At 61.0% G+C, this 15584-nt stretch carries 14 protein-coding genes; 2 read left to right on the forward strand and 12 right to left on the reverse strand.

The window, feature by feature from the left end:
- Window positions 1-57: 57 nt before the first annotated feature.
- The 5 genes from fabG to JN524_RS05230 all read right to left on the reverse strand — a co-directional run bounded on the left by fabG (window position 58) and on the right by JN524_RS05230 (window position 3614).
- A complete protein-coding gene (fabG, locus tag JN524_RS05210; RefSeq protein ID WP_027612356.1) occupies window positions 58-798 on the reverse strand; it encodes a 3-oxoacyl-ACP reductase FabG in 741 nt (246 codons plus the stop codon).
- Between the two features lie 16 nt (window positions 799-814).
- Window positions 815-1753, reverse strand: coding sequence for an ACP S-malonyltransferase (gene fabD / locus JN524_RS05215; protein WP_202368725.1), 939 nt, complete (start codon window positions 1751-1753; stop codon window positions 815-817).
- Between the two features lie 122 nt (window positions 1754-1875).
- A complete protein-coding gene (gene plsX / locus JN524_RS05220; RefSeq protein ID WP_202368726.1) occupies window positions 1876-2886 on the reverse strand; it encodes a phosphate acyltransferase PlsX in 1011 nt (336 codons plus the stop codon).
- Between the two features lie 4 nt (window positions 2887-2890).
- Window positions 2891-3073: a 50S ribosomal protein L32 gene (rpmF, locus tag JN524_RS05225; protein WP_003179396.1), complete on the reverse strand. Its 183-nt coding sequence runs from the start codon at window positions 3071-3073 to the stop codon at window positions 2891-2893.
- 13 nt (window positions 3074-3086) lie between these two features.
- Complete coding sequence (locus JN524_RS05230) at window positions 3087-3614, reverse strand: YceD family protein (RefSeq protein ID WP_003204262.1); 528 nt, start codon at window positions 3612-3614, stop codon at window positions 3087-3089.
- Between the two features lie 105 nt (window positions 3615-3719).
- On the opposite strand from JN524_RS05230, the gene JN524_RS05235 reads away from it, so the two are divergent.
- The gene (locus tag JN524_RS05235) at window positions 3720-4298 is read left to right on the forward strand and encodes a Maf family protein (protein WP_202368727.1); all 579 of its coding nucleotides are present in this window, start codon (window positions 3720-3722) and stop codon (window positions 4296-4298) included.
- 91 nt (window positions 4299-4389) lie between these two features.
- Here JN524_RS05235 and sppA read toward each other — a convergent pair whose 3' ends face one another.
- From sppA to rluC, 3 genes are read right to left on the reverse strand one after another with little or no spacing between them, the layout of a single operon-like run.
- The gene (gene sppA / locus JN524_RS05240; protein WP_027612352.1) at window positions 4390-5379 is read right to left on the reverse strand and encodes a signal peptide peptidase SppA; all 990 of its coding nucleotides are present in this window, start codon (window positions 5377-5379) and stop codon (window positions 4390-4392) included.
- 24 nt (window positions 5380-5403) lie between these two features.
- On the reverse strand, window positions 5404-6066 hold the full coding sequence (locus JN524_RS05245; protein WP_202368728.1) for an HAD-IA family hydrolase: 663 nt from the start codon (window positions 6064-6066) through the stop codon (window positions 5404-5406).
- Complete coding sequence (gene rluC, locus JN524_RS05250) at window positions 6053-7015, reverse strand: 23S rRNA pseudouridine(955/2504/2580) synthase RluC (protein ID WP_007950779.1); 963 nt, start codon at window positions 7013-7015, stop codon at window positions 6053-6055. The genes JN524_RS05245 and rluC overlap by 14 nt, the downstream gene beginning before the upstream one ends.
- Before the next feature lie 699 nt (window positions 7016-7714).
- Between rluC and rne the strand changes: the two genes are divergently transcribed.
- The gene (rne, locus tag JN524_RS05255) at window positions 7715-10951 is read left to right on the forward strand and encodes a ribonuclease E (RefSeq protein ID WP_202368729.1); all 3237 of its coding nucleotides are present in this window, start codon (window positions 7715-7717) and stop codon (window positions 10949-10951) included.
- 126 nt (window positions 10952-11077) lie between these two features.
- Here the strand turns inward: rne and JN524_RS05260 are convergent, their stop codons facing one another.
- Genes JN524_RS05260 through JN524_RS05275 form a run of 4 tightly spaced genes read right to left on the reverse strand, consistent with a single transcriptional unit; the run spans window position 11078 to window position 15433 of the window.
- Window positions 11078-11668, reverse strand: a complete 591-nt coding sequence (locus JN524_RS05260; RefSeq protein WP_202368730.1) for a nucleotidyltransferase family protein — start codon at window positions 11666-11668, stop codon at window positions 11078-11080.
- The gene (locus JN524_RS05265) at window positions 11665-12645 is read right to left on the reverse strand and encodes an XdhC family protein (protein ID WP_202368731.1); all 981 of its coding nucleotides are present in this window, start codon (window positions 12643-12645) and stop codon (window positions 11665-11667) included. The genes JN524_RS05260 and JN524_RS05265 overlap by 4 nt, the downstream gene beginning before the upstream one ends.
- Window positions 12645-14966: a xanthine dehydrogenase family protein molybdopterin-binding subunit gene (locus tag JN524_RS05270; protein ID WP_202368732.1), complete on the reverse strand. Its 2322-nt coding sequence runs from the start codon at window positions 14964-14966 to the stop codon at window positions 12645-12647. Before JN524_RS05270 ends, JN524_RS05265 begins: the two co-directional genes overlap by 1 nt.
- Entirely contained in the window at window positions 14963-15433 is a 471-nt protein-coding gene (locus JN524_RS05275) for a (2Fe-2S)-binding protein (RefSeq protein ID WP_027612345.1), read from the reverse strand. The genes JN524_RS05270 and JN524_RS05275 overlap by 4 nt, the downstream gene beginning before the upstream one ends.
- Window positions 15434-15584 lie beyond the last annotated feature (151 nt).

Below are 15584 nucleotides of genomic sequence, written 5' to 3' on the forward strand. Positions count from 1 at the left end.
TAACGGATTTTAGACAGCTCGTATGACATTTTTTTGAAGCAATCCGTCACATTTTACTTACATGTACATCCCACCGTTCACCGGGATTGTAGCCCCAGTGACGTATGCCGCACCGTCGGATGCAAGAAAAGCGACCACCGAGGCGATCTCTTGAGCTTGTCCCAGACGGCCCAGCGGAATCTGCGTCTGCAAGGCTTCACGCTGTGCTTCCGGCAGTTCGCGGGTCATATCGGTGTCGATGAACCCTGGGGTTACCGAGTTGACCGTAATCGAACGCGAACCGACTTCACGCGCCATCGCACGGCTGAAACCTTCCAGACCGGCCTTGGCGGCTGCATAGTTTACTTGGCCTGCGTTGCCCATGGCACCCACCACCGAGCCAATACTGATAATTCGGCCCCAGCGCGCCTTGGTCATGCCACGCAAAACGCCCTTGGACAGGCGATACAGACTGTTCAGGTTGGTATCGATCACGTCGTACCATTCATCGTCTTTCATGCGCATCATCAGGTTATCGCGGGTGATGCCGGCATTATTGACCAGAATCGCCGGCGCGCCGAACTGCTCCTGAATGCTCGCGATCACGGCGGCAACGGATTCGTCGCTGGTGACGTTCAGTTCCAGACCGGTACCTTGAATGCCGTGCTCCTTGAGCGTGGCAGCGATCGCCTCGGCACCCTTGGCGGAGGTCGCGGTGCCAACGACGATGGCGCCCTGACGACCCAGTTCCAGTGCGATAGCCTGGCCGATACCGCGGCTTGCACCAGTGACCAGTGCAACTTTACCTTGCAGACTCATGCAAGTTTCTCCTGATTCAGGCCTGCGCTGCACGGGCGGCAACGAAAGCGTCTGGGGTATTGAGATTGGAAGTCGAAACGCCTTCGGCGCAACGTTTGTTCAGACCGGCCAGCACTTTGCCCGGGCCGCACTCGACCAGACTGGTAGCGCCTTTGGCAGCCAGCGTCTGAACGGATTCAACCCAGCGAACGGGCTTGTACAGTTGTTCGAGCAAATCACGCTTGAGGGTTTCCAGATCGGCCGGCACTTGCGCGCTGACGTTCTGTACGACCGGGATCTGCGGCGCCTGCCAGTCGATGGCGGCGATGGATTCGGCAAAGCGCTCGGCAGCCGGACGCATCAGTTCGCAATGCGACGGCACGCTCACCGGCAACGGCATGGCACGCTTGGCACCACGGCCCTTGCAACCTTCGATGGCACGCTCAACCGCAGCCTTGGCACCGGCGATGACCACTTGCCCCGGCGAGTTGAAGTTCACCGCGCTGACCACTTCGCCCTGCGCCGCTTCGGCACAGGCAGCCAGTACATCAGCGTCTTCCAGACCGAGAATGGCCGCCATGCCGCCCTGCCCGGCCGGAACGGCTTCCTGCATCAGCTGGCCACGGCGCTCGACGAGCTTGACCGCGTCAGCCAGGCTCAGGCTGCCGGCAGCAACCAGTGCGCTGTATTCACCCAGGCTGTGACCGGCAACAAATGCCGGACGCGCGCCACCTTCAGCCAGCCACAGACGCCACAGAGCGATCGAAGCGGTCAGAATGGCCGGTTGGGTTTTATCGGTTTGATTGAGCAGCTCTTCCGGGCCCTGCTGGGTCAGTGCCCACAGGTCATAGCCCAGAGCAGCGGAGGCTTCTTTGAAGGTTTCGAGGATCAACGGATATTCCGCGCCCAGCTCGGCGAGCATGCCGAGGGACTGCGAACCCTGTCCTGGAAAGACGAATGCGAGGGAAGCAGACATGTAACAAGCCCCTAATGATCTTGTCGTCGAAAATGACGCCCCACTGGGGGACGCAAGAAACTGACAGTTGGATGGCCCTTTGAACCGGGCGGTCACATTTAAGCATTGTCCGACGAAAACGCCTAAGACAACAAATCCTCCAGACGACCGTGGAGGCGCTCGGGCAGGTTCTCCTGAATCTCGATCAGCGCGCGCTGAATCGCGCTCTGAAAGCCCTGAACCCCGGCCGAACCGTGACTTTTCACCACGATGCCCTGCAAGCCGAGGAAGCTTGCGCCGTTATGTCGCGCCGGTGCGAGATCCGCCTGCAGGCGCTTCATCAATGGCAGGGCCAAAGCACCTACCACGCGGGAAGCAAAGCTTTTCCTGAACAAGGCTTCGATGCGCGCGGCGATCATCGTCGCCAGGCCTTCGCTGGACTTGAGCAGGATATTGCCGACAAAACCGTCACAGACCACCACATCCGCCTCGCCGCGATACAGGCCATCGCCCTCGACAAAACCGATGTAGTTAATGCCGCGCGCCGCCTGCAACAAGGTCGCCGCCAGCTTGACCTGCTGATTGCCCTTGATGTCCTCGGTGCCGATATTCAGCAACGCGACACGCGGCCGGGCGATGCCCAGCGTCTGCGCCGCCACCGAGCCCATCACCGCGAACTGCAATAGATGCTCGGCGCTGCAATCGACGTTGGCGCCCAGGTCGAGCAACTGGCAATAACCCTTCTGCGTCGGAATCGCCGCCACCATCGCCGGCCGATCAATCCCCGGCAAGGTCTTGAGCACAAATCGCGACAGCGCCATCAACGCCCCGGTATTGCCGGCACTGACACAGGCCTGAGCCTTGCCGTCACGCACCAGTTCAAGGGCGACACGCATCGACGAGTCCGGCTTGCCACGCAAGGCCTGGGTCGGCTTTTCGTCCATGGTGATGACTTCAGACGCCGAAACAATCGTCAGGCGCGCGCGATCGGCAGCCGATTGGCCGTTGATCAGTTCTTCAAGTAGGGAGGGTTGACCGACGAGGGTCAGGTGCAGCGAGGGCGTAGCAGAAAGGCAAGCAAGGCTGGCCTGAACAATGCTGCGGGGACCGAAGTCCCCGCCCATTGCGTCAATCGCGATGACTTGAGCGGACAAGTGATTACTCGTCAGCGCCCTTGTCGATCACTTTACGGCCACGGTATACGCCTTCTGGCGATACGTGGTGACGCAGGTGAACTTCACCAGTGGTTTTTTCTACAGACAGGGTGCTAGCCTCGAGAGCGTCGTGCGAACGGCGCATGTCACGGGCAGAGCGGGATTTTTTGTTCTGCTGAACAGCCATAATTGATTAACTCCTAAACGTTTGGGTCACGCTTTAACTGCGCCAATACACTGAACGGGTTGGACCGCGTTACCTCGTCCTCGCTCGGTTCGGGTTCATCTGCTCCCGCCGGCTGCTGGCATTCTTCCGGATGATGAGCAGGCACAATGGGCAAGGCGAGCAGAAGCTCCTCCTCGATCAGTGACTGCAGATCCAATGGATCTTCGCCCAGTTCCAGCACGTCATAACCTTTCGGTAACGACTGGGTATTCGCACCCTCCTTCACTACAGCGTAACTGCATTCGCTGTGGATCGGCAGGGTGACCAGCTCAAGACAACGCTGGCAAACCATTTTGACTTCGGTGTCGATAAAGCTGTGGATCACCACAGACTTACGTTCATCTCGTTCAAAAACGAATTTGGCCTGCACCGTACCGACATCGTCGGAAAGCGGGTCGCAGAGTCTCTTCAAATCGGCCAGCAGCAGTTCACCTTGAAGGGTGGTGCCACGGTCAGCCAATTTGCGCGGGTCAACGTGAGGTGGAATCGGGTCATTCAACATAGGCGCAGCATTATAGGGATGCACCCACCCATGTCAAAGGAAATTGTGCCCTGTCCGTCACTTGCGTGCCTCCGCTAGAATTCGCACCTGCCTCAGGAGACGCCAATGCTGCCTTTATTACTCGCCTCAAGCTCGACTTATCGCCGGGAATTACTCGCCCGCCTGCACCTGCCGTTCGTCTGCAGTTCGCCGGATATCGACGAAAGCCATCGGCCGGGCGAAGCCGCCATCGAACTGGTCAAGCGCCTCGCCGAACAGAAAGCTCGCGCTCTGGCGGCCAGCCACCCTGCTCATCTGATTATCGGCTCGGATCAGGTCGCAGCGCTCGGCGAACGGATCATCGGCAAGCCACACACCTTCGACAAGGCTCGCGAGCAACTACTCGCCGCCAGCGGCGCCAGCGTGACCTTCCTCACCGGCCTGGCCCTGCTCAACAGCCAGACAGGCCACTGCCAGGTCGACTGCGTGCCGTTTACCGTGCACATGCGTCAGCTCGACGAGGCGCGAATTGAACGCTACCTGCGCCTGGAGAAGCCCTACGACTGCGCCGGCAGCTTCAAGGCCGAAGGCTTGGGCGTGAGCCTGTTCCAATCCACCGAAGGACCTGACGCCACCAGCCTCATCGGCCTGCCGCTGATTCGCCTGATCGACATGTTGCTGGCCGAGGGCGTGCAAATCCCTTAAAGCAAAAGATCGCAGCCTGCGGCAGCTCCTACATTGATCTTGATCTCTGTAGGAGCTGCCGCAGGCTGCGATCTTTTGATCTACCGGTAAATTAACGCAACGAAGGCCCGTGGAACCCCATCCACATCGCCAACTGCTCAGCCACACTGGCGCCGAGCTTCTTCGAGAAGCGGTCGAACGGCGATTCCTGAACAGTAAAGTCCACCAGCTCCTTCTCGCCAATCACATCCCGCGCCACAGAACTGGCATTGCCCAGACCATCGATCAAGCCCAACGGCAGCGCCTGCTCGCCGGACCAGACCAGCCCGGAGAACAGCTCCGGATGCTCCTTGTCCTTCAGGCGATCGCCACGACCCTGTTTGACACTGTTGATGAACTGCTTGTGCGTTGTATCCAGTACGGTCTGCCAGAACGCAGTCTCGTCAGGCTTCTGTGGCTGGAACGGATCAAGAAACGACTTGTGCTCGCCCGAGGTATAAGTGCGACGCTCGACGCCGAGCTTGTCCATGGTGCCGACAAAACCGTAACCGGCGGCCGTTACGCCGATGGAGCCGACCAGACTGGCCTTGTCGGCATAGATCTGATCCGCCGCACTGGCGATGTAATAGGCACCAGACGCACCGAGATCGGAAATCACCGCATACACCTTGGTATCCGGGTGCAGACCGCGCAGACGCTTGATCTCGTCATACACATAACCCGACTGCACCGGGCTGCCGCCAGGACTGTTGATCCGCAGGATCACGCCCTTGACCTTCTTGTCCTCGAAGGCTGCTCGCAGGCTACCGACGATGTTGTCGGCACTGGCGGGCTCCTTGTCGGCAATCATGCCGGTGACGTCGATCAGCGCAGTGTAGTTCGGGCCACGGGTGGCGCTCTTTTCCATATCCATCAGCGGCGTGAACAGGATCAGCGCAACAAACAGATAAACAAACGTCAGCAGCTTGAAAAAGATCCCCCAACGCCGCGAGCGACGTTGCTCCTGCACACTGGCCAGCAAAGTCTTTTCCAGCAGCTTCCAGCTTTTCTCGTCACCGTCGTCGGCACTTGCCTTGGCCGGTGCTTTCCATTCGTCGGTCATGCGCTGTACCCCAGCAAAAACGTATTAAGCCTGCTGCCCCAGCCAGGCGTGCAATTCACTAAAACGGTCAATCGACAGGCGCGGTTCGAACTGCTGCAGCGACTCGATCGACTGCGCGCCGTAGCTGACCGCCACCGACGCCATGCCCGCGTTACGCGCCATCAGCAGATCGAAGGACGAATCCCCGACCATCAGCGCCTGCTCGGGCCGCACCCGGCAATGCGCGAGAATCTGCTCGAGCATCAGCGGGTGTGGCTTGCTCGCGGTCTCGTCGGCGGCGCGGGTGATATCGAAATAATCTTCCCAGCCATTGGCCTTGAGCACCCGATCCAGTCCGCGACGATTCTTGCCGGTCGCGACCGCCAGGTGATAGCCCTGCTCGCGAAACGACGCCATCGACTCGACTACACCCTCGAACAGCGGCGAAGGCACGGCTTCTGCCGCGATGTAGTGATCAGCGTAATACTCGCGAAACAAGATCATCTCGGCATCGCTGATGCCCGGATACAAGGTGCGGATCGCCTCGGGCAAGCCCAGACCGATGATGCCCTTGACGGCAAAATCATCACGCAACTCGAAACCGGAACGCGCGGACGCAGAATGCATCGCCTCGACAATCCGACCAATGGAATCGGCGAGGGTGCCGTCCCAATCGAAAATCAGCAGTTTGTAATCAGATGGGCGCACTCAATCGCTCCACGGTCTTGGCCCACATTTCATCCACTGGTGCCTGCAACTTGAGCTCGCCGCCATCGGGCAGCGGCACGGTCAGCATGTAGGCGTGCAGGAACAGACGCTTGCCGCCCAGATCACGGATTTCCTTGCTGAAACCGTCATCGCCGTACTTGGTGTCGCCGGCAATGCAGTGCCCGGCGTGCAACGTATGGACGCGGATCTGATGGGTGCGACCGGTGATCGGCTTGGCTTCGATCAGAGTGGCAAAGTCGCCGAAACGACGCAGGACCTTGAACACGGTCACCGACTCCTTGCCCTCCTCCTCGTCGACCTCGACCATGCGTTCCCCGGAGCGCAGGTTGCTCTTGCCCAGCGCCGCACGGACTTGCTTGATCGAGGTCGCCCAGTTGCCGCGCACCAGCGCCATATAGCGCTTGTCGACACCGTCACCACGCAAGGCGGCGTGCAAGTGCCGCAACATGCTGCGCTTCTTGGCGATCATCAGCAGGCCGGAAGTGTCACGATCGAGACGGTGAACCAGCTCCAGCTCCTTGGCATCGGGGCGCAACTGACGAAAGGCTTCGATGACACCGTAATTCAAGCCGCTGCCGCCGTGAACCGCAATGCCGGCGGGCTTGTTGATCACAATCAGGGCTTTGTCTTCGTAGACAATCGAGGCTTCCAGCCGCTGCAACAGGCCTTGAGCCAGTGGCACCGGTTCGTCGCGCTCAGGCACACGAACCGGTGGCACGCGCACGATATCGCCGGCCTGCAGCTTGTATTCGGGCTTGATCCGCCCCTTGTTCACGCGCACTTCGCCTTTACGCAAAATGCGGTAAATCAAGGTCTTGGGCACGCCTTTGAGCCGGGCAAGGAGGAAATTGTCGATTCGTTGGCCGGCATACTCCGGCGAGACTTCAAGCAGTTGAACGCCTGGAGTCGAAGGGGCAGTAGTTGTCATGCCGCGGATGATAACAATTTTTATGGAATTGAAGCACTTAATCATTGCTGCTATAGTCGCGAACGCCGCCAAAAGCGGCCTGGACAGCGGAACCACGGTCAAAAACCGGCCCTGACCAACGCAATTCACCAGGACGCGAGGCCGTCCTACGGGGCTTTCGCTACGTAACGGTGGAGTTTGCAGTTGTAACAAGCGCAGGTGACATGAGGCCTGAATTACACCGTCGAGCAGAGTTTTCACTCGCCTGACAGGCAAATATTCGAGGCCAGTTCACAAAGTGCAGTCAGCTGCAGATGACCCCGAGCGAAGGCTTCGGAAACATCGCCTGAATTAGCCATGATGCGTGACCTCCCCTTTCGGAGCTCACGGTAAATGCCAACCCGCTGCGGATTCTGCGCGCGGCAGCACCCGAATTATCAGGGATACGTGTAGGGTGGAGATGCACAACCGCCGGACTGTGTAGCAATAGGCTTTATCAAGACGCTTCATCTCGTCCACAGCCGCTGGTTGATTCCTCCTCCTGACTGAGTGCTTAAGTAGCCACAGCAAGCAGGACGCGTACGTCGCGATATCGGCCCAATTGGCCTGACATCGCTGGACACGGGAATGGCCAACCACTCCCGACGCACCTGACACCGACCGTGAGAAGTCGTGTGTGCCGAACGCCGTTTCCGGCAGCCCGGAAACCGACGGTACTACATGAAAAGAATGCTGATTAACGCAACTCAACCCGAAGAGTTGCGTGTTGCACTGGTAGATGGCCAACGCCTCTACGACCTGGACATCGAATCCGGTGCACGCGAGCAGAAGAAGGCCAACATCTACAAAGGCCGTATCACTCGCATCGAACCAAGCCTTGAGGCTGCCTTTGTCGATTTCGGCTCCGAGCGCCACGGCTTCCTGCCCCTCAAAGAAATCTCCCGCGAATACTTCAAGAAAGCCCCTGAAGGCCGCGTCAACATCAAGGACGTCCTGAGCGAAGGCCAGGAAGTCATCGTTCAGGTCGAAAAAGAAGAACGTGGCAACAAGGGCGCCGCCCTGACCACCTTCATCAGCCTGGCCGGTCGTTACCTTGTACTGATGCCGAACAACCCGCGTGCCGGCGGTATCTCCCGTCGCATCGAAGGCGAAGAGCGCAACGAACTGCGTGAAGCGCTGAACGGCCTGGTTGCACCCGCCGACATGGGTCTGATCGTGCGCACTGCCGGCCTGGGCCGCAGCAGCGAAGAAATGCAGTGGGACCTCGACTACCTGCTGCAACTGTGGACTGCTATCAAAGAAGCCTCGCTGGATCGCTCCGCGCCATTCCTGATCTACCAGGAAAGCAACGTGATCATCCGCGCCATCCGCGATTACCTGCGCCAGGACATCGGCGAAGTGCTGATCGACAGCGTTGAAGCCCAGGACGAAGCCCTGACCTTCATCCGCCAGGTGATGCCGCAGTACGCCAGCAAGATCAAGCTGTACGAAGACAGCGTGCCGCTGTTCAACCGTTTCCAGATCGAAAGCCAGATCGAGACCGCTTTCCAGCGCGTCGTCGAACTGCCTTCCGGCGGCTCCATCGTCATCGATCCGACCGAAGCCCTGGTGTCCATCGACATCAACTCGGCGCGCGCCACCAAAGGCAGCGACATCGAAGAAACCGCGCTGCAGACCAACCTTGAAGCCGCCGAAGAAATCGCCCGTCAGTTGCGCCTGCGCGACATCGGCGGCCTGATCGTCATCGACTTCATCGACATGACCCCGGCCAAAAACCAGCGCGCCGTGGAAGAGAAAGTCCGCGAATGCCTGGAAGCCGACCGCGCTCGCGTGCAGATCGGCCGCATCTCGCGTTTCGGCTTGCTGGAAATGTCCCGTCAACGCCTGCGTCCATCGCTGGGCGAAAGCAGCGGCATCGTCTGCCCACGCTGCAACGGCACCGGCATCATCCGTGACGTCGAATCGCTGTCTCTGGCAATCCTGCGCTTGATCGAAGAAGAAGCCCTGAAAGACCGCACTGCCGAAGTGCGCGCTCAGGTGCCGATCCCGGTCGCCGCGTTCCTGCTCAACGAAAAACGCAACTCGATCACCAAGATCGAACTGCGCACCCGTGCCCGTATCGTCATTCTGCCGAACGATCACCTGGAAACCCCGCACTTCGAAGTTCAGCGTCTGCGTGACGACAGCCCGGAAGCTGCGACCAACCAGTCCAGCTACGAAATCGCTGCTGCCGCTGCCGAAGTCGAAGAAGTCCAGCCAGCCGCTGCCACCCGCACCCTGGTTCGCCAGGAAGCTGCGGTCAAGACTGCGCCGGCCCGTGCCAATGCGCCGGTGCCGACCGAAGTCGCCGCGCCTGCCGCTGCTGCACCGGCTCCGGTTGCCGCGCCAGAGCCAAGCCTGTTCAAGGGCCTGGTGAAATCGCTGGTCAGCCTGTTCGCGACCAAAGAAGAGCCAGCCGCTCCGGTCGTCGTTGAAAAACCGGCCACCGAGCGTCCGGCCCGCAACGAAGAGCGTCGCAACGGTCGTCAGCAGAGCCGCAACCGTAACGGTCGCCGCGATGAAGAGCGCAAGCCGCGCGAAGAACGTGCACCGCGTGAAGAACGCGCACCACGCGAGCCGCGTGAAGAGCGTCAGCCACGTGAAGCCCGTGAAGTCCGCGAGCCGCGTGAAGCCCGTACCGAGGCGCCAGTCGCCCGCGAAGAACGCGCACCCCGCGCTCCGCGCGAGGAACGTGCACCACGTGCTCCACGTGAAGACCGCAAACCACGTGGCGAGCGTGAAGAGCGTGTACGTGAACTGCGCGAACCACTGGACGCCGCTCCGACTGCTCCAGTAGCGGCTGCCGCTGCCGCTGTGGTCGCAGAAGAGCGTCCGGCCCGTCAGCCACGCGAAGAGCGCGCACCGCGCCCACCGCGTGAAGAGCGTCAACCACGTGCCGAGCAAGCTGCTGCTGCCGTTGCTGAAGAAGAAGTGAACAGCAACGAAGAGCAACTGCCGGAAGACGGTCAGGACAACGCCGAAGGCGATCGTCCACGTCGTCGCTCCCGTGGTCAGCGTCGTCGCAGCAACCGTCGCGAGCGTCAGCGTGATGCCAACGGCAACGTGATCGAAGGTTCGGAAGAATCCGAGTCCGGCGAAAACGCCGCCGCACCAAGCGCTGCCGATCTGGCTGCCGGCCTGGCCGTCACTGCCGCTGTTGCCAGCAGCGTGATCAGCGCTCCGGCCGAAGCACAGGCTCACGAGCAAGCCGAACGCGCCACCGCCGCGGTTCAGGAAACCGCTCCAGTGGAAGCGCCGGTTGTTGAGGCCACTACCCCAGTGGAAGTGGTTGCTGCTCCGGAAGTCGAAGTGGCACCGGTTCAAGAAACGCTGCCTCAGGTTGAAGCTGCTGCAGAACCTGCCATTGAAGCGCCAGTTGTGGCCGCTGAGCCGGTTGCTGAAACCGTCGCTGAAACCGTGACCGAAACCGTGCGTGAAGTTCGCGAAGAACAGACCGCGTTCAACTGGGTTGCCGAGCCTGCCGTCGCTGAAACGCCAGCGCCAGTCGTTGAAGCCCCAGTGGTTGAAGAAGCCAAGGCTGCCGCGCCAGTGGTCGAAGCCGCCGAACCTGCTCCAGCGCCAGTGGTTGAAACACCGGTGGTCGAAGCGCCAGTGGTTGCCGAAGCCCCTGCTCCAGTGGTTGAAGCCACTCCGGTCAGCGCCCTGACGCCAAACGGCCGTGCGCCAAACGACCCACGTGAAGTGCGTCGCCGCAAGCGTGAAGCCGAGCGCCTGCAGAAGGAAGCCGAACTGGCTGCCGCTGCTGCTCCGGCTGCTGAAGTGGTCGAAGTTGCTGCCGTGACTGAAGAAGCGGTGGTTGAGTCGGTGATCGCCGAAGCACCACGCTCCGTTCAGGACGCGGTGGAGCATCACCAAGCGGCCGAGGAAAAAGAACACGAGCCTAAACCGCTCGTCTGATTCCGCAAGCCAATAAAAAGCCCCGCCCGGTGAAAACCTGGCGGGGCTTTTTTATTCCATTTAGAAGATCAAAAAATCGCAGCTCCTGTAGGAGCTGCCGAAGGCTGCGATCTGTTGATCTTGCCTTTATCTAAAAGCCAACGCCTCGGGCACATCGATATCCCACAACACCCCGGGATCATCCACCGCCACTTCCACCACCCGACCCTGCTTGAACAACGGTCTGGCGCCGCGATCGCCACTCAACGCCTGCAAGCCCGGCCCGAACGAACGCCCGAACCCCACCGGATGGCCGAACTCGCCCTCCTGCACCGGCACACTCACCGCATCCTCGGCAATCGCCGCCGCCACCCGTTCAATACTCGACGGCAGGATAAACGGCATGTCACCCAGCACGATCAACCAGCCATCCGCCTCGGGGCAGGCTGCGACGCCAGCCGCAATACTGTCACCCATCCCGGTCGATTCAATCGAGACCACGTCACAGCCATAAGCCTGAGCCATGCGCATCGCCTGCGGCCGCGCTTCAGTGGTCACCAGCACCCGCTTGTCGAGGTTGGCCGGCAGATTCAGCAACACTTGCTCGATCACCGAGCGCACCGCGCCATCACGCCCGGTGCAATCGGCCAGCAACTTGTCCTTGTCGGCACCGGCAACCTGGCGAAAGCGACTGCCCTCGCCCGCCGCCAGCACAATCACTGCGATAGATCGACTCATGTGCCCTCCACGACTTTCTTCTGTTTCAACTCGACGCCGTTCTTGATCGCCACAATCTCCGCCAACAATGACAGGGCAATCTCCGCTGGCGAATGACTGCCGATGTGCAGACCGATCGGCCCGTGCAATCGCGCAATGGCGGCTTCTGACAAGCCCAGCTGAGCCAGATTGTCCCGGCGCTTCTGGCTGTTGACCCGCGACCCCAGTGCACCGACATAGAAGGCCGGCGAATCGAGCGCGGTGAGCAACGCCATATCATCCAGACGGGGATCGTGAGTCAGCGCGACGATGGCTGTGCGTTCGTCCGTCTGAATGCTCAACACCGCATCATCCGGCATACCCGGGACGAACCGTCCGTGGTGCTCTTCCCAGCCATAAACGAACTCGGTACGCGGATCGCAGATCAGTACTTCGAAATCCAGCAGCCGCGCCATGTCTGCCACGTAACGCGACAGCTGCCCGGCGCCGATCAACAACAGACGCCAGCGCGGACCATAAATAGCGCGCAGGGTCTTACCATCGAATGCCAGCACATCGGATTTGCTCGCCGCTGATAGCACAACCTCACCGGTTTCGATGTTCAGCTCGCGAGCGACAATCTCATGGGCTTCACAACGGGCGAGCAATTCGGCGACCCACGCCGGATCAGCGACCCGCTCCTCGGTCAGGCGCAGCGTGCCGCCACAGGGCAAGCCGAAACGCGCCGCCTCCTCGCGGGTGACGCCATAGGTAATCAGTTGCACTGGCGGGCCGTCGCTGGCGATGCGCCCGTCGTGCAGACGGGCGATCAAGTCATCCTCGACACAACCGCCGGACACCGAGCCGATCACCACGCCGTCCTCGCGCAACGCGAGCATCGCGCCGGGTGCCCGGGGCGCAGTGCCCCAGGTCTGCACCACACTGAACAGCACCACCCGCTGCCCGGCGCGGCGCCATTTAAGCACGCTGCGCAGGACGTTGAGATCGGCGCTATCCATTACGCCTGCGCCTTCTGCCAACCCTGCAACTGATAACGCACCGGCAAGTTACGGATGCGCTGGCCGGTGGCGGCGAAGATCGCATTGCACAGTGCCGGCGCAATCGGCGGCACGCCGGGTTCACCGACACCACCCAACGGCACGTCGCCCGGCGGCGTCACCAAATGCACCGCGATTTCCTTCGGCGCCAGCGACATGCGCGCCACTTCGTACATATGGAAGTTGTCCTGCTGGACCTTGCCGTCCTTGAAGCTGATTTCACCCAGCACCGCGTTGCCCAGGCCCATCACGCACGCGCCCTCGAACTGCGAGCGAATGCGTTCAGGGTTGATCTGCGGCCCGCAATCAACAGCGATGTCAGCCTTGTGCACGATCAGCGTACCGTCGTCCTTGACCTCGACTTCGATCACCGCCGCCACATAGGTGACGAAGCTGTAATGCACCGCCAGACCGAGGCCTCGGCCCTTGGGCAATTGGCGCCCCCAGCCGGCAGCCTTGGCGGCGGTTTCCAATACCGTGCGCATGCGCCCGGTGTCGATCGGGTAGCGCTCGGGGGATTCGCCGTAGTTCCACTCCTCACTCAGGGTACGCGGGTCGATCTGCCGATCCGGGCCGAGCAACTTGATCTGGTACTTGAGCGGATCGACGCCGGCCTTGTACGCCAGTTCATCGACGAAACTCTGAATCGCAAAACCGTGAGGAATGTTCGACACCGAACGATACCAGCCGACCCGGGTGTGCACCGTGGCTTCGGGGTTTTCCAGGCGCACGTTGGGAATCGCGTAGGCCATGTTGGTAAAGCCCATGCCCAGTTCGAACGCCGCTTCATGGTTCATGCCCGGGGCGAACAGCGCCGTAATACTCGGCGCCACCGTGCGATGCAGCCAGCCGGAGGGCATGCCGTCCTTGCCAACAGCGGCCTTCAGGTACTCGGCGGATACCGTGTGGAAATACGAGTTGTGGATGTCATCCTCGCGGGTCCATTGCACCCGCACGGCTTTACCGGGGAACTCCTTGGCAAGGATCGCAGCTTCGACGACGAAATCCGGCTTCGATTTACGGCCGAAACCGCCACCGAGCAGCGTGACGTTGAAGGTGACATTGTCGAACGGCAGCCCCAGGCGCTCGGCGATGCGCTCGCGAGTTACCTGCGGCGCCTGACTCGGCGCCCACGCTTCACACACGCCTTTGTCGTAGCGGGCGATGGCGACCATCGGCTCCATCGGTGCCTGCGCCAGATGCGGCAGATAATAGGACGCTTCGAGGCTGCTGGCGGCGTCGCTCAGGGATTTGTCGATATCACCAGTGTTGCGTACCACTTTGCCGGGTTTGCGCGACGCCGCTTCCAGTTCCTTGCGATAAGCGATCGAGTCATAACTGGCATTGGGGCCGTCGTCCCATTCGATCTTCAGTGCCTCGCGGCCTTTGATCGCCGCCCAGGTATTGCTGGCAATCACTGCTACGCCGCCCAGCGGCTGGAATTCCGAAGGCAGCGGACGGCTCTCGATCTGCATGACCTTCAGCACACCCGGAACCTTCAGCGCGGCGCTGTCATCCAGCGACTTGACCTTGCCGCCATACACCGCCGGACGCGCGATGGTCGCGTAGAGCATGCCGTCGAAATGCACGTCGGCGCCGTACACCGCGCGCCCGTTGACGATGTCGGCACCGTCGATGGCTTTGGTGCCTTCCTTGCCGATGTAGCGGAACTCCGACGGCTGCTTGAGGCGCAGGCTATCACGGGCCGGCACCGCCAGCGCACTGGCTGCAGCGGCAAGTTCGCCGTAACCCAGCTCGCGACCGGACGGTTTGTGCAGGACTTTGTGCAACTGCGCCTGGCACTCGCCCACCGGCACCTGCCAATGCGCGGCGGCGGCTTGTTCCAGCATGGTCCGGGCCGCCGCGCCGCAACGACGCATCGGCTCATACCAGTGACGCATGCTGCGCGAACCGTCAGTGTCCTGGTTGCCGAAACGTACTTCGTCACCCGGCGCCTGTTGCACTTTGACTTTGGCCCATTCGGCGTCCAGTTCATCAGCGACCACCATGCTCAAACTGGTGCGCACGCCCTGGCCCATTTCCGAGCGGTTGCAGACCACGGTGACCGTGCCATCCGCGGCAATGCTGACGTAGACCTTGGGATCGTCGATCCAGCCGTTGGGCATGCCATCAGCGCCAAACTTCTTCGGCGCGTCTTCAGCCAATGCATCCTGCCAGCCCCAGCTCGCGGCCAGCACCAATGCGCCCGTGGCGCCGACGCCTTTGAGAAAACCGCGGCGGCTGAGATTGCTCAGGGCGAAATCATTCGGCAAGCGGCTCATGCCTTGGCCTCCTTCAAGTGAGTCGAGGCCTGGCGGATCGCGGTCTTGATCCGGTTGTAGGTGCCGCACCGGCAAATGTTGCCGACCATTGCCTCTTCGATCTGCTCGTCGCTCGGATCGGGGTTGGTCTTGAGCAACGCGGTGGCGGACATGATCTGCCCGCCCTGACAAAAACCACACTGCGCCACGGCGCTATCGAGCCAGGCTTGCTGCACCACCTGCCCGACCGGATCGGCGTGCAGATTGTCGATGGTGGTGACGTTTTGCCCGACCACCGAGCCGATCGGCGTGATGCAACTGCGCGCCGGCAAGCCGTCGATATGAATGGTGCAGGCACCGCACAGGCCCATGCCGCAGCCGAATTTGGTGCCGTTGTAACCGGCGACATCACGGATTGCCCACAGCAGCGGCATGTCTTCGGTGACATCCAGTGGGTGATCCTGGCCATTGAGTTTCAGGGTAATCATGGGCACGCCCGCATATTCTTGGTGGTTATGGGGTCGAGCAGAACTGGCGGTGGTTCACGCAGATCGACTCAGGCTAATGGGCCAATACACATCAGTGAAGCCGAACACTGAGCCTGTGGCGAGGGTGCTTGCTCCCGCTGGACTGCGGAGC

It is taken from the genome of Pseudomonas sp. MWU318, from assembly GCF_016756945.1.
In the GTDB taxonomy this organism is placed as follows: domain Bacteria; phylum Pseudomonadota; class Gammaproteobacteria; order Pseudomonadales; family Pseudomonadaceae; genus Aquipseudomonas; species Aquipseudomonas putida_A.

Bases quoted from the DNA above. Each gene is read 5' to 3' on its own strand.
- fabG (WP_027612356.1), bottom strand. From the start codon at position 798: ATGAGTCTGCAAGGTAAAGTTGCACTGGTCACTGGTGCAAGCCGCGGT.
- fabD (WP_202368725.1), bottom strand. From the start codon at position 1,753: ATGTCTGCTTCCCTCGCATTCGTCTTTCCAGGACAGGGTTCGCAGTCC.
- rpmF (WP_003179396.1), bottom strand. From the start codon at position 3,073: ATGGCTGTTCAGCAGAACAAAAAATCCCGCTCTGCCCGTGACATGCGC.
- JN524_RS05230 (WP_003204262.1), bottom strand. From the start codon at position 3,614: ATGTTGAATGACCCGATTCCACCTCACGTTGACCCGCGCAAATTGGCT.
- JN524_RS05235 (WP_202368727.1), top strand. From the start codon at position 3,720: ATGCTGCCTTTATTACTCGCCTCAAGCTCGACTTATCGCCGGGAATTA.
- sppA (WP_027612352.1), bottom strand. From the start codon at position 5,379: ATGACCGACGAATGGAAAGCACCGGCCAAGGCAAGTGCCGACGACGGT.
- rluC (WP_007950779.1), bottom strand. From the start codon at position 7,015: ATGACAACTACTGCCCCTTCGACTCCAGGCGTTCAACTGCTTGAAGTC.
- rne (WP_202368729.1), top strand. From the start codon at position 7,715: ATGAAAAGAATGCTGATTAACGCAACTCAACCCGAAGAGTTGCGTGTT.
- JN524_RS05260 (WP_202368730.1), bottom strand. From the start codon at position 11,668: ATGAGTCGATCTATCGCAGTGATTGTGCTGGCGGCGGGCGAGGGCAGT.
- JN524_RS05265 (WP_202368731.1), bottom strand. From the start codon at position 12,645: ATGGATAGCGCCGATCTCAACGTCCTGCGCAGCGTGCTTAAATGGCGC.
- JN524_RS05270 (WP_202368732.1), bottom strand. From the start codon at position 14,966: ATGAGCCGCTTGCCGAATGATTTCGCCCTGAGCAATCTCAGCCGCCGC.
- JN524_RS05275 (WP_027612345.1), bottom strand. From the start codon at position 15,433: ATGATTACCCTGAAACTCAATGGCCAGGATCACCCACTGGATGTCACC.